This window comes from Corallococcus terminator (genome assembly GCF_049194865.1).
Classification (GTDB): Bacteria; Myxococcota; Myxococcia; order Myxococcales; family Myxococcaceae; genus Myxococcus; species Myxococcus terminator_A.
This window is the reverse complement of sequence record NZ_JBLZWL010000078.1, coordinates 39,196-52,630: the sequence shown is the minus strand read 5'-3', so window position 1 is coordinate 52,630 and position 13,435 is coordinate 39,196. Positions and strand designations below refer to the sequence as shown.

9 protein-coding genes are annotated in these 13,435 nt (G+C 72.1%); 3 read left to right on the top strand and 6 right to left on the bottom strand.

Annotation, left to right across the window (positions count from 1 at the left end; genetic code table 11):
• From ACN469_RS25325 to ACN469_RS25310, 4 genes are all read right to left on the bottom strand, one after another.
• Nucleotides 1-2,335: methyl-accepting chemotaxis protein (locus ACN469_RS25325; RefSeq protein WP_498771597.1), on the bottom strand; the 2,335-nt coding region annotated here is incomplete at its 3' end.
• Nucleotides 2,316-2,762 carry a chemotaxis protein CheW gene (locus tag ACN469_RS25320; protein ID WP_498771595.1) on the bottom strand — a complete coding sequence of 149 codons (447 nt, stop codon included), beginning with the start codon at nt 2,760-2,762 and terminating at the stop codon, nt 2,316-2,318. The genes ACN469_RS25320 and ACN469_RS25325, both read right to left, overlap by 20 nt.
• The gene (locus tag ACN469_RS25315; protein ID WP_498771593.1) at nt 2,759-4,816 is read right to left on the bottom strand and encodes a chemotaxis protein CheA; all 2,058 of its coding nucleotides are present in this window, start codon (nt 4,814-4,816) and stop codon (nt 2,759-2,761) included. The genes ACN469_RS25320 and ACN469_RS25315 overlap by 4 nt, the downstream gene beginning before the upstream one ends.
• Entirely contained in the window at nt 4,813-5,190 is a 378-nt protein-coding gene (locus ACN469_RS25310; RefSeq protein WP_498771591.1) for a response regulator, read from the bottom strand. Before ACN469_RS25310 ends, ACN469_RS25315 begins: the two co-directional genes overlap by 4 nt.
• 407 nt (nt 5,191-5,597) lie before the next feature.
• Here ACN469_RS25310 and ACN469_RS25305 point away from each other — a divergent pair, with 407 nt between their 5' ends.
• Nucleotides 5,598-7,352, top strand: coding sequence for an RCC1 domain-containing protein (locus ACN469_RS25305; protein ID WP_498771589.1), 1,755 nt, complete (start codon nt 5,598-5,600; stop codon nt 7,350-7,352).
• An 11-nt stretch (nt 7,353-7,363) separates the two neighbouring features.
• A complete protein-coding gene (locus ACN469_RS25300) occupies nt 7,364-8,827 on the top strand; it encodes a di-heme oxidoreductase family protein (RefSeq protein ID WP_498771587.1) in 1,464 nt (487 codons plus the stop codon).
• Nucleotides 8,828-8,829: 2 nt separating this feature from the next.
• Here ACN469_RS25300 and ACN469_RS25295 read toward each other — a convergent pair whose 3' ends face one another.
• Nucleotides 8,830-10,794, bottom strand: a complete 1,965-nt coding sequence (locus ACN469_RS25295) for a hybrid sensor histidine kinase/response regulator (protein ID WP_498771586.1) — start codon at nt 10,792-10,794, stop codon at nt 8,830-8,832.
• Nucleotides 10,795-11,539: 745 nt separating this feature from the next.
• On the opposite strand from ACN469_RS25295, the gene ACN469_RS25290 reads away from it, so the two are divergent.
• Nucleotides 11,540-11,989, top strand: a complete 450-nt coding sequence (locus tag ACN469_RS25290) for a Fur family transcriptional regulator (RefSeq protein ID WP_498771584.1) — start codon at nt 11,540-11,542, stop codon at nt 11,987-11,989.
• A gap of 137 nt (nt 11,990-12,126) precedes the next feature.
• Here ACN469_RS25290 and ACN469_RS25285 read toward each other — a convergent pair whose 3' ends face one another.
• On the bottom strand, nt 12,127-13,416 hold the full coding sequence (locus ACN469_RS25285) for a trypsin-like serine peptidase (protein WP_498771582.1): 1,290 nt from the start codon (nt 13,414-13,416) through the stop codon (nt 12,127-12,129).
• Between the last annotated feature and the right edge of the window lie 19 nt (nt 13,417-13,435).

Here is a 13,435-nt window from a genome sequence, read left to right as displayed (position 1 = left end):
GCATCTCCTCCACGCCCTTCACCAGTCCCTCCATCACCTGCGTGGCCTCGGTGCTGGCGCGCGCCACCGCGGCGGTGCCCGTGGCCTGCCGATGCGCGGAGCCAGCGAGCGCCGTCAGCACCTCCGCCTGCTCGTCCAGCGCGCGCGCCGTGCCCTTCGCCACCCGCCGAACCTCGTCCGCGCCCTTCACCAGCGCGACCAGCGCCTGCGCCTGCTCGTCGGTGGCACGCGTCACGGACGACGCCAGCTTCGCCACCTGGCGGCTGGCCGTCTCGCCCTGCTTGAGCGCACGCGCCTGCTCCGCCATGCCGCGCGCGGACTGGGCCACTTCCTTGCGCGTCTCCTCCATGGCGCGCGCCACCTCCGCCGCCGCCTTGGCCTGCTCGGACAGCCCCGCCAGGGTGCGCTGGGTGGTGCTCGACAGGTCCTGGGCCGCCTGCCCCATCCCCGTCACTTCCTTGCTCTGCGTTCCCACGACGGCGCTGACGCCCTGCACCAGCTGGCGCATCTGCGCGGCGCCCTTGGACAGGTCCACCGCCGCCGCAGCTTGCTCCTGCACCGCGCGGGACACCTTCTGCGCGACCTCCGCCAGCTGCCCGTTGGAGCGCACCACGTCGCGCAGCGCGCGGGCCTGGTCCGCGGTGGCCTGCGTCGTCTGCCGGGCCATGCGGCGCATCTCCGTGCCGCCCTGCGCCAGCGCCTGGGCCGCCTGCGCCTGCTCCGACGCGGACGTGGCGATGACGCGGCCCTGCTCGCTCATCTTCGCGGTGCCCTGTGCCAGCGATTGCACCGCCTGCACCTGCTCACCCGTGGCGCGGTTCACCTCGCGCACGTTCTGCCCCACGTCGTCCACGCCCTTCAGGATGGAGGACAGCGCGCGCTCCGCGTCCGCCGCCAGCGCCGCGCCCTCGTCCGCGGCGCGCATGCCCTCCGCGCTCGCGCTCGCCGCCTCGCGCGCCGTCGTCTGGAGGCCCCGGACAATCTTGGCCACGTCCGAGCTGGCCGCCGCCGCGCGGTCCGCCAGCGCGCGAATCTCCTCCGCCACCACCGCGAAGCCGCGTCCGTGCTCCCCCGCGCGCGCCGCCTCGATGCTGGCGTTGAGGGACAAGAGATTCGTCCGGTCCGCGATGAGGTTGATGGTCTGGACGATGTCGCCAATCTCCTCGGCGCGCTTGCCCATCTCCTTCATCACACCGGAGGACTCGACGATGGACTGCCGGATGCGGCTGAAGCCGGCGATGGAGCGCACCACCGTGGCGCCGCCCTCGCGGGCGATGGTGCCCACCCGGTCCGACGTGGCGCGCGCCTCCTCGCCCAGCTGCGCCACCCGCCGCGTGGACACCTCCAACTGCGCGGACGCGCTGGCGCTCGTGGCCGCAAGGCCGTTGATGGACTCGGACGCCTTGGCCACGGACTGGGCGGAGCGCGCGAGCTGTTCGATGGTCGCCGCGTTGGCGTCCACCACGGCGGCGTTCTTCTCCGAGGTGGCGGCGACCTGCTCCACGCTGGCGGCGACCTCCTCCACGGTGGAGGCGTTGGAGGCCGCGTGCGTCTCCAGCACGCGCGCGCTCTCCGCCACGCCGCGCACGCTGCGCGCCAGCTCCTCCGCGGTGGACGCCGTCTCCTCCACGCCGGAGGACATGGTGGTGGCATCGCGGGTCAGGTCGCTCAGCGACTTGCCCAGCCCCACCACCGCGGCCGTCATCAGCGTCACCCGCTCACCCATGCCCTGGGCGTCGGTGGACAGCCGGGCGATGCCCTTGGCCATCTCCTCAATCGTCGCGCCCACCTCCTCCGTGGAGGCCGCGCCCGACTGGTTGCGCGCCACCAGGTCCGCCACGGTGGAGTTCATCTCCGTCATGGACGCCAGGAGCTCCTCGCTGGAGGCGGCCAGGTCCTCCGCGTTGGCGTTGACCGTCTTCACCGAGCGCGTCACCTGCTCCAGCGTGGCGGCGGTGGTGTCCGCCTCCGCCGCCAGGTGGGCCGCGTCCTTGCGCACGCCCGACACCGACGCGCTGACCTCCTGCACGGAGCCGGCGGTGGCCTCCGCTTCCTGCTGCAGCGCGCGGGCGGAGTCGCTCACCGTGCGCTGGGAGCGCGCGAGCGCCTGCGCCGCCGCGCTCGTCCCCTCGACGTGCGCGGCCACCGCCTCGATGGAGGCGCGCACCTGCTCGGAGGCCGCGGCCTGCTCGTTTCCGCTGGCGGCAAGCCGGGTGGCGAGCGCCTCCGTGTCCTGCAGCAGCGTCACGCCCTCCCGGACTCCGCGCGACAAGCGCTCGGTGAGACCGCGCGCGTCTTCCTGCCCCTGGGGGCCGTTACCGTTTTCCGTCGCCATCCGGCGTCTCCTCCCCGATGACCCGGGGGAAATCGATGAGCATCACCAGCCTGGGCCCCACCTGGGCCACGGCCTTCACGAACCCCTTCGAGCCCTCCACCACCAGCGGAGGCGGCGGCTGGAACTTCGAGGGGTCCAGCTTCAGAACCTCACGCGCGCTGTCCACCAACAGCCCCACCGTCCGCGCCCCCAGCTGCCCCACCACCACCCGCGTGTCGAGCGAGCGCTCCAGGGCTGGCAGCCCGAAGCGCCTGCGCGCGTCGACGACGGGGATGACGCGACCCCGCACCTGGACCAGCCCCGCGACATGCGACGCGGCTCCCGGCACGGGCGTGGCCCCGGTGAAGGACTCCATCTGGAGGACCTCCGACGCCGGCAGCACGTACTCGGCGCCGTCCACCTTGAACACCACATGCAGCACGCTCATGTCGCGCGCTCCTCTCGTCCCCCGGACCCCGGGCGGCGCGCCGCTCCCAGCGCATTCAAGTCCAGCACCAGCGTGGGCTGGCCATCCCCCAGGTCCGTGGCGCCCGCCACCCCAGGCACCCGCACGAGCGGATCCTCCAGCGGGCGCAGCACGATTTCCTGCTGACCGAGCAGGCGGTCCACCCCAAAGGCCACCAGGTCTCCGCGCTGTCGCACCACCAGTCCCCGCGCGGGCGTGGCGTCCACCGCCTGCGTGGACGCGGAGCCCAGCAGCCGTGCCAGCGACACCAGCGACACCGCCTGGCCTCGCCGCTCCACCATCGCCACGCCGTGGGCCCCCGCGGGCCGCACCACCCGCGCGGCGTCCACCTCGATGAGCTCCTCCACGGAGCCCACCGCCACCGCGTAGCGCAGGCCCGCGCACTCGAAGATGATGGCGTCCAGCAGGGTGATCGTCAGGGGCACGCGCAGGTGGAAGGTGGTGCCCTCCCCCGGGCGCGTCTCCAGGCGCAGCTCGCCTCCCAGCTGCTCCACGACGATGCGCCGGACGATGTCCATGCCCATCCCGCGTCCGCTGGTGGAGGTGACCTCCTCCCGGGTGGAGAAGCCGGGCCTGCACAAGAGCTCCAGCAGGTCATCCGCGTCTCGGGGAGTCGGGGCGCCCGCGCGCCGGGCCACGGCCTCCGCGTCCACGCCCCGCCCGTCGTCGCTGACGGTGAGGTCCACCCAGCCGCTGGCGTTCGCATGGCAGCCCAGCCGCACGAGCCCCTCCAGGGGCTTGCCCGCGGCGCGGCGCTCCTCCGGGGACTCCAGCGCGTGGTCCACCGCGTTGCGCACCAGGTGCACCAGCGCGGGCAAGATGCGGTCCGCCACGGCCTTGTCCAGCTCCGCGTCGCCCACGTCCAGCTCCAGCCGCACCGCCTTGCCCGTGGTGCGGCGCAGGCCGCGCACCAGCAGCGGCAGCCTGTCCAGCACGTCCCCCACGCGCACCATGCGCAGGCGGAGGATGGCCGCGCGCATGTCGCGCAACTGCCGGCCGTTCTCCTGGAGGATGGCGCGCAGCTCCCGCGTGGGCGCTCCGGCGGCCGTCAGGTCCGTCACCGCGCGCTGCAACCGCGAGCGGTTGACGACGAGCGCCGCCAGCCGCTCCAGCGCCTCGTCCAACCGGGACACCTCCACGCGCAGGGTGCCACCCGTCCGCCGCGCCTCCTCGGGCTCCTCGGCCAGCTCCGGCTCACGCTCCGGCGCGGGCATCCCCGTCACGGAAGGGGCGGCGGCGGGGCTCGGGGACCTCGGAGCCAGCACTCGCACCTGCGCGGGCTCGCCGCCCGCGGCGTCCAGCAGCACCGCCTCCGAGGCGTCGGTGCTCGAGAGCAGCACGAAGGTGAGCGAGCCGCCCCCCGGCGCGGGCCCCGCCAGGGGGACGACCTTGACCAGGTCCCCCAGCGCCGCCAGTCGCTCACGCACGCTGTTGATGGTGATGCCCCGCGCGGCGCGCTCGGCGCCGGGGATGAAGTCCACGCGCACCGGGCGGCGATGGCCCACGCCCGTGGTGAGCTGCTCCCGCTCGGCGGGCGTCAGCCGGGAGGCGAGCGCCAGGTTCTCGTCGAGCGTCGCCGCCACGGCGGGAGCGGCGCCGGGCACCACGGGGGAGGAGACACCCAGCGCCTCCAGCCGCTCCAGCAGCCCGGGAGGCACCGGCGCGGCGTCCTTGCCCGAGGCGAGCTGACGCATGCGCTGCTCCACCGCGCGCAGGCCCTCCATCAGCGGCTCCACGCTGGACTCGGGGAGCCGCCCGCCCGACTGGTCGGCGTGACGCAGCGACGCCTCCATCCAGTGGGAGATGGCGACGATGGGCTCCACGTCCACCATGGCGGACAGGCCCTTGATGGTGTGCAGCGCGCGGAACAGCTCGCGCACGGACTTGGGGTGGGCGGCGCCGCGACGCGCGCTCGCCTCCACGGCCATCAGGTGGCGGTGGGCCGAGTCGAGCAGCTCCTCCACCTCCGCCAGATAGGCGGGGAGGAAGTCCGCGAGGTCCACGGAGGCGGTCAAGCCCGCTTCTCTTCCAACAGGCCTTGCGCCTCCGCGAGGATGTCAGCGGGCTTGAAGGGCTTGGTCATGAAGCGGTTGGCGCCAGCGGTCAGGGCCCGGGTGCGCGACGCATCGTCCCCGCGCGTCGTGACGATGATGATGGGCAGGGCGCGCAGATGGTCCTGCCCCCGCACGAACTCCACCACCTCGATGCCGCCGATGTCCGGCATGTTCAGGTCCAGCACCAGCAGGTCATACGGGCTCAGCGACAGGCGCTCGATGGCCTCCAGCCCGCTGGACGCATGGGTGAAGTTCAGGCCCGGATAGGGCCGCAGACAGGCCACCACCATGTCCCGCATCACCTTGCTGTCATCGACGACGAGCACCTCTGACATGAATTCCCCTGGCGACGAGCGCCGAACCTAGAGCGATTCCCCGGCCTGCATAGAGAACGTCTCGGCGTCCTCCCCGCCACCTTCCAGTGGAGGACAATCGTACGTTGGGACAGGGACCAGCAGTGGGAGCGCTCGGCGGCCTCCCGGCCTGTCGGTACGAGTGTCCCACACCTCCCAGGTCCCCTGTCACAAAACCCAAAAGGCCCGACGAGCCCGGCTACAAGGGACCGCCATGGCTTCTGGAGCGCTTCCCGGGCTTTCCAGCGCACGCTTCTCCCTCTGGGAATCCCGGGCGGCACCCATCGAAATGAGCCCTCCGTCGCTTGCGCGCTCGGAGCCGCGAGCGGTATGAGGCCGGGCGCTTTTCTGACTCTGCAAATCAATCTCAACAAATCAGGAGTTCCCCCATGAAGTCCCGTGCCTGTGTCCTGGCGCTCGTGGCCCTCTGGCTCGCCGCGTGCGGGTCCGACTTGGAGCCCACGCCCGGCATCCCCGTCGCGCCGTATCTCCAGGTGACGTCCCACGTTTCAGGTGACACCACGGGCGAGCCCGTCGTCCGACTGACGGGCATGGTGGGCGCTCCGGGCAAGCTGGCCGGGATGACGGCGCGGCTCAACGGCGGCGAGGCGCGCGCGGTGGAGGTCACCGAGAAGACGGCCACGTCGGGCATCTTCGCGGTGGAGCTGACCCTTCCCGAGGGCGACAACGAGGTGCGGCTGGAGGCGGTGGACCAGAGCGGCGGGACGAGCGCGCGGGTGATGCACCTGCGCTTCGCCGAGGCCCCCACGGTGCGGGTGCTGTCCCCGGACGAGGGCCTGTCGCTCACCGTGCGCCGCGTGCGCGTGGACGCGGTGGCCACGGACAATGTGGCGGTGACGCAGCTCTCGTACACCCTCAACGGGGGCGAGGAGCAGGCGCTGTCCCTGCCCACCACGGCCGAGGGCACGCTCGCCTTCGAGGTGTCGCCCCGCCCCGGCGCCAACGAGGTGGTGGTGCGCGCGCGGGATGCCAAGGGCAACCTGGGCGAGAAGACGGTGACGTTCCACTTCGGCGGGCTGGCCTCGGCGGGCGGCCTGCACAGCGGCACGCTGCGCGGCGGCCGCGTCTACACGTGGGGCCGCAACAACCGGGGGCAGCTGGGCCTGGGCGCGGACGTGACGACGGACCAGACGCAGCCCCGGGCGGTGCCGGGCCTGGAGTCCGCCACGTCCATCGCCTTCAACCAGAACTTCGCCACGGCGCTCGCGGCGGATGGCAGCGTGTGGACGTGGGGTGAGAACTCGGACGGCCAGCTGGGCCTGGGCACGCCTCCCGTGGAAGGCCAGCCCCGCACGCCCGACGTCACCCCGCGCTCCGCGGCGACGCGGGTGCCCGGCCTGACGGGCGCCGTCTCCGTGGCGCCCGGCTTCCGCCACACGCTGGTGCTGATGGAGGACGGCACGGTGCGCGCCTTCGGCAACAACACGAACGGCCAGCTCGGCGACGGCACGGCGGTGGCGAAGGACTACCCCGTCGTCGTGCAGGACCTGACGGACGTGGTGAAGGTGCTGGGCGGCTCCATGCACTCGGTGGCCCTCAAGCGCGACGGCACCGTCTGGGTCTGGGGCCGCAACGACTACGGCAACCTGGGCAACGGCGTCTTCGACACGCAGAACCACCCGGTGCCCGGCCAGGTGCCGGACCTGACGGACGTGGTGGACATCGCCAGCGGCCGCGACCACCTCCTCGCGGTGCACGCGGACGGCACGGTGTCCTCCTGGGGCCTGGGCGCCAGCGGGCAGTTGGGCGACGGCACTTCCGGCACCAACGCGGAGAGCGCCACGCCCGTGAAGGTGCTCAACGTCGCCAACGCGCGCGCCGTCTTCGCCAACGGCAACTACAGCTTCGCGCGGCTCGCGGACGGCTCGCTGATGGCATGGGGGCAGAACTTCAACGGCCAGCTGGGCCTGGGCCTCACCGAGGCGACGCACCCGCTGCCCACGGCCTCGTCGTCGCAAGTGGCCCCCCTGTCCTCCATGGGCATGGGCGCCACCCACGTCATCGCCGTGCGCGCGGACGGCTCCGTCTTCGCCTGGGGTTGGAATCTCAACGGCTCGCTCGGCCCCGATGGCATCATCGACCGCTGGTCCTATACCGACCCCATCCCGGTGCCCCTGCCGTGAAGCAACCCGCCGTGCCTGTCCTCCTCCTGATGGCCCTGCTCGGTGTCGCGGCCTGCGACGGCGAGCCCAAGCCCATCACCCCGCCGCCCACGGAGCCGGAGCCCGAGCAACCCGAGCCCGAGCCCGAGCAACCCGAGCCCGAAACACCCCGCTTCGACGTGGTGGAGGCAGGAGAGGACAAGCCCGGCGGTGACACCAGCGTCGTGGACCCCGGCGCCGCGGCCTTCACGCGGCCCGCGGGGAACCTGTCGCTGGCGCGGCGCGCGGAGTTCTTCGTGGGAGAGTCCGTCTTCGAGGCCAACTGGGTGGCCGCGCCCACCAACACCACCCCCGAGCGCGACGGGCTGGGCCCCGTCTTCCACTCCGTCTCCTGTCTGGCCTGTCACCTGGGCAATGGCCGGGGACGACCTCCGGAGGCGGGCGAGGTCGCCGACACGCTGCTGGTGCGTCTGTCGGTGCCCGGCAAGGACCCCCACGGCGGGCCCAGGCCGGAGCCCACCTATGGCGACCAGCTCCAGCCCCGGGGCGTCGGCGCCGTGCCCGCCGAGGGACAGGTGCGCGTGGCGTGGACGGACGTCCCGGGCACCTTCGTCGACCAGGAGCCCTACACGCTCCAGTCCCCGGAGCTGCTCTTGACGAACCTGGCCCATGGCCCGCTGTCGCCTGACACGCTCACGTCCGCGCGGGTGGCGCAGCCCATGGTGGGCCTGGGCCTGCTGGCGGCGGTGGATGAAGCGACGCTGCTGTCCTGGGCGGACCCGGACGACGCGAACGGCGACGGCATCTCCGGCCGGCCCAACCGCGTGTGGAACCACCTGCTGGGCCGCGACGTCATGGGCCGCTTCGGATGGAAGGCGAACCAGCCGGACATCGAGCACCAGAACGCGGCGGCGCTGCTGGGCGACCTCGGCCTCACCACCACCGTGTTCACCACGGAGAACTGCACGCAGGCTCAGGCCGCGTGTCAGGCCGCGCCCCATGGAGGTGTGCCCGAGGTGAGCGAGCGACAGCGCGTGGCGCTCGACTTCTATTCGCACACCGTCGCGGTGCCCACGCGCACGGGCGTGGACGCGGCCCAGGTCCTGCGCGGCAAGGCCGTCTTCCACCGCGTGGGCTGCGCGAAGTGCCACCGGCCGTCCATCACCACCGGCACGCTCGCGGGCTACCCGGAGCTGTCCGGCCAGCTCATCTGGCCGTACTCGGACCTGCTGCTGCATGACCTGGGAGAGGCGCTGGCCGACGGGCGCGAGGACTTCCTCGCCTCCGGTCGCGAGTGGCGCACCGCGCCCCTGTGGGGCCTGGGCCGCGCGCGGGCGGTGAGCGGACACTCGCGCCTGTTGCACGACGGCCGGGCGCGCACGCCGCTGGAGGCCATCCTCTGGCACGGTGGAGAAGCCGAGTCCGCGCGCGAGGCCGTGCGCGCGCTGGCGAAGGAGGAGCGCGACGCGCTCGTGGCCTTCCTCGACTCGCTCTGAAGTCAAGCGCGCGCGGCGGGGGGGCCGTCCAGCGGCAGGCGGACGCGGAACGTGGAGCCCTCGCCGGGCGTGCTGTCCACAGACACCTCGCCGCCGTGCGCCTCGACGATGCGGCGCAGCCGGTACAGCCCCAGGCCCAGCCCGCCGTAGTGGCGCACCGGCACCGCGCGCTCGAAGCGGCGGAACAGGCCCTCCACGCGGTCCGGGGCGATGCCGATGCCGTGGTCTCTCACCCACAGCGTCGCCATGTCGTCCGCGCGCTCCAGCGCCACCTCCACCGGCTTGCCGGGGCCGAACTTCATCGCGTTGGACAAGAGGTGCGACACCACCTGCCCCAGCCGCGTGCCGTCCCAGCGGCCCGGGGTGGGCGACAGCGGCCCGAGCACCAGCTCGCAGCCCGCGCGCGCCGCGGCCGACTCCGAGCGCGCCACCACGTCCCGCACCACCGCTGACAGGTCCACGACGTCCAGGTGCAGGTGCGGCGGGCCGCCCTGGAACTGGGACACGTCCAGCAGCGACTCCACCAGCTCCGACATCCGCTGCACCTGCCGGTCCGCGGACTCCAGCGCCCGCTCCAACCGGGGCGCGGCCTGGGCCACGTCCAGCACCCGCAGCGCCCCCTGCGCGCCCTGCACCCGCAGCCGCAGCGCGGCCAGCGGCGTGCGCAGCTCGTGCGCCGCCACGCTGAGGAAGTCGTCCCTGGCGCGCACCGCCTCGCGGGCGTCGCGGTAGAGCCGCAGTTGCTCCGTCACGTCGCCGATGATGCCCGCCATGCGCACCGGCTGGCCCTGGGCGTCGCGTGACGCGCGCCCGCGGCTCACACAGGAGCGATAGCCCCCCGTCACATGCCGCAACCGGAAGGCCACGTCGTACGGCACGCCCCGCTCCAGGTGCTCGGTCAGCGCGGCCAGCACGCCCGCCCGGTCCTCCGGATGCAGCAGCTCCACGAAGGCGTCATAGGTGCCGGCGAAGGACTCGGGCGTCAGCCCCAGCATCTCCAAGAGGCGCGGGCTCCAGTAGAGCGAGCCCCGGCTCAAGTCCCAGTCCCAGATGCCGTCATAGGAGCCGTTCACCACCAGCCGGAAGCGCTCCTCGCTCTCGCGCGCGCCCCGCTCCGCCTGCTCCAGGAGCCCCACGCGCCGCTCCAGCTGCCGCACCACCCGGTACAGGTGGTCCTCGGTGGACAGCTCCCCTCCAGGCACCAGCGGCGCGGGGCCTCCCGACTTGAGCGCGCGCAAGAGCGTGCCCACCAGCTCTTCCCCGTCCTGCGTGCGCCGCACGAAGCCGTTGGCCCCCACGTTGTGCGCCATGCGTAAATCCAGCTCGTCCGGCGTCAGCACGTGCGTGAGGATGAACGGCACGCGCGACATCCTGGGGTCCTGTCGCAGCGCCAGACAGAGCTTGTAGCCATCCATGCGCGGCATCAGCGCGTCCGCCAGCACCACGTCCGGCCGCCGCCGCCGCGCCACCTCCAGCGCCTGCAGGCCGTCCGACGCGGACACCACCTGGAAGCGCAGCGGCACCAGCAGCAACTGCAACAGCTTGCGCGACACCGGGTCGTCGTCCGCCACCAGCACCAGCGGCCGGTGCGCGCCCGGCTCCTGCCCCGGCAGCGCCTGTCGCACTCCCTCCACCAGCCCCGACAGCGTCAACGGCCGCCAGAAGAAGCCCGCCAGCGGCAGCGAGCGCCGCCGCACCGCCTCCTCCTCCGCGGGGAAGGCCAGCACGTACAGCCCCACGGCCGTCTCTTCCAGCGCCCTTCGGAACGCGGCGAGGCCTTCCTGGCCCGCCGCCAACAACCCCGCGGCGGCCACCACCAACAACATCGGCTGGGACTGGAGCAGCGAGGCGGCGGCCCCCACGTCCGCCAGCGCGACGACCTGCCACCCCTGGCTCTCCAGCGCGAGCACCTGGAGCTCCCGGGCGACACTGGCTTCTTCGATGAGCAGCAAGCTGGGCTTCGTCACGGCGAGGGGGACCCGGAGACACGAGCTACAGGGCCATCGAAGCGCCCCGCGGAACGAAAAGGCGCAAGTGTGTGCACGCGTCGCAGTGAGTCAAGGTACCCGTGTCGAAGTGTTGGCCGGGCAAACACCTGCCTTTGCCCCCCGAGCAGCCCGAGGCGCCCTCCCTCTCCCGCCCTCGCACGGGAACACCGCGACAAAAACACCAGAGATGCTTTTACAACATAGATACGATAACCAAGCTGAAGCCACCTTCACCTCCCGCCTCCCCCTGGCCTCGTGCCGCAGCCCACGCCGACCGGACGAGCCCCTCACGCCGTGCCCGAGCCGGGCCATACACGGCGCGAACCGGGACTTTCTGGCACCGCGTCACCGGTGACTCATGAGTTGCACTTGCACCCGGGACTCACTCGACTTCCTGTTCCTCGTCCCGCCCCCTGGCCCCCTCCATGACGCGCGGTGCCGACTGTCATCTCCTCGACAGCCGGAGCACCTTTCGCCCGAGCGATGTGGCCACCTGGAACCTCGCGGGGTCAAGGAGCGTCCAGAACAAGGGCCGTGGAAGCCAGGAAGCGCGGACAGTCGTTCCGCACAAGGATTGCACCAGTATCCTGGACTCCCGGTTGTTGTTTCCGTATCAGGGAGTCTGGGGGGACCCGGCGGGCAAGCCACTCCAGTCCTCGACCTCGGACGTTGCGACACGGTCGAGATGAAAGTGTCCCGCAGATCGGTTATGCGAAAAGATATCATGGGAGCCAAACGAATCGCCGTGCAGCCGAAGCTCGCTGATTTCCAGGAGAGGATCCGCGCGTCGGGTCTTCGCAGCACTGCGCCCCGCGTGGCGGTGCTTCGCGAGCTGGAGTCCGCCACCGCGCCAATGAGCCACGCCGACCTGGTGGATGCGCTGGGTGACGAGGGCTATGACCGGGTGACCATCTACCGCAACCTGACGGACCTCACCGAGGCCGGCCTGGTGGTGCGCGCGGACCTGGGAGACCACGTGTGGCGCTTCGAGCTGCGACGCTCGGGTAGCGAGCACAGCGGCAACCACCCGCACTTCACCTGCACCGACTGCGGCACGGTGGCGTGTCTGCCGGAGGAGTCCATCCGCATCGCGTCCTCCAAGGGCGTGCCCCGCGCGGTGGCCCAGAAGAGCGTGGACGTGCAGCTGCGCGGCGTCTGCGACCGCTGCGCCTGATGTCTCGGGCGCCTTTGAGCGCCCAACCGTCGCGAGGTGACGAAAGGCCCGGGCCTCATTCCACGGGGCCCGAGCCGAGTCACAGGTGACAAGACGCGGGAGACACCTGCTCCCGCGCCCGATACATCCCAAGCCGATTACTGGATGGTGTAGGCCACGGTGCCGCTGCAGCTGTTGCTGGAGTAGCAGCCGGCGCGCATCGTGTACGTGCCCGCCGTCGGGGCCGTGTACGAGACGAAGGACAGCAGGCTGCACGAGTCGTCGTTGTTCGCGACAGACGTGCCCGCCGAGTTGACCAGGCGCAGGTACGTATCACCCGTGCCGGCGGCGCCGGGCAGCGTGCAGGTGCCGAACTGGAGCGTCTGCCCCGCGGCCAGCGTCACCGTCTTGTCCGTGGTGTTCACCGTCGCGTTGGCGGTGGCGGTGGCGGTGAAGGGGAACGTCGTGGTGGCCGGGGGGTTGGTGGTGCCGCACAGCCGCAGGCTGCCAGCCACCGAGCAGTACGCCGTCACGGCCGGGCGAACGTAGGTGATGTCCTCGCCGCGGCAGCCCGTCTCCGTGCAGGTGTTGACGATGTTACAGCCGCCGCTGGCGACGTAGTCCGTCTCGCCGCGCACCAGGATGCCCGCCACGGTGTAGCCGGTGTTCTCGTACACGCCGGAGCCGGAGTTGCCGCCGAACGTGTCGGTGGAGGCGACGAAGTAGTCCAGCGTGCTGGCGCGCGCGTTGCGCACCGAGCCGCCGTCGTCAATCTTGAAGGGGATGCCGCTGCCCGAGCCGATGACCGTCACCTTGGCACCCACCGCCAGCGCGGTGTTGCCGGCGCGGATGGGCGCGGGCTCGAAGCGCGGCGTGGCGGCGCGGTCCAGCCGGACGATGGCGTAGTCCAGGTTGAGCGGGCTCGACACCTGCTGGCGCACGACGATGGACTGGCACGAGAAGATGTCCGAGGACGTCACCGTCTGCATCCCGGTGGCGGACGTGCGGTAGAAGTTGAAGACGAAGCGCGTGTTGGCGCACGCGGACGCGCTGGTGATGCAGTGACCCGCCGTCAGCACCAGGTCATCGTCGATGAGCGTGCCCGAGCAGAACGCCGGCGTCAGGTCCGTCAGGAAGCGCTGGCTGGAGCACAGGCCATACGCCGACGCGAGCGTGGACGCGTTGAACGTGACGTTGCCGTTGGCGCCCACGGTGTAGTCGGACGGGTTCATCAGCGCCACGGTGGACTTCTCCGCCCGCTGCCGCAGCGTCGCGTTCGCGTGCGCGTAGACATCCGTGCGGTTGTCGGTGCCGTAGACCACCGGCTGCTCGGTGGTGCCCTTGGGAGCGGCCTCCTCCTGGCCCGCCTCCGGCGCCGGCCCGCAGGCGACGAGGGACAGCGAACACAGCAGCGACGCGAACAACCCACTTCGACCAATGGTGCGCATGAGCACAGCTCCCTGGATT

What these genes read in the sequence shown, in the direction of transcription:
- ACN469_RS25320 (WP_498771595.1), bottom strand. Translation starts at nt 2,762, where the DNA reads ATGAGCGTGCTGCATGTGGTGTTCAAGGTGGACGGCGCCGAGTACGTG.
- ACN469_RS25310 (WP_498771591.1), bottom strand. Translation starts at nt 5,190, where the DNA reads ATGTCAGAGGTGCTCGTCGTCGATGACAGCAAGGTGATGCGGGACATG.
- ACN469_RS25305 (WP_498771589.1), top strand. Translation starts at nt 5,598, where the DNA reads ATGAAGTCCCGTGCCTGTGTCCTGGCGCTCGTGGCCCTCTGGCTCGCC.
- ACN469_RS25290 (WP_498771584.1), top strand. Translation starts at nt 11,540, where the DNA reads ATGGGAGCCAAACGAATCGCCGTGCAGCCGAAGCTCGCTGATTTCCAG.
- ACN469_RS25285 (WP_498771582.1), bottom strand. Translation starts at nt 13,416, where the DNA reads ATGCGCACCATTGGTCGAAGTGGGTTGTTCGCGTCGCTGCTGTGTTCG.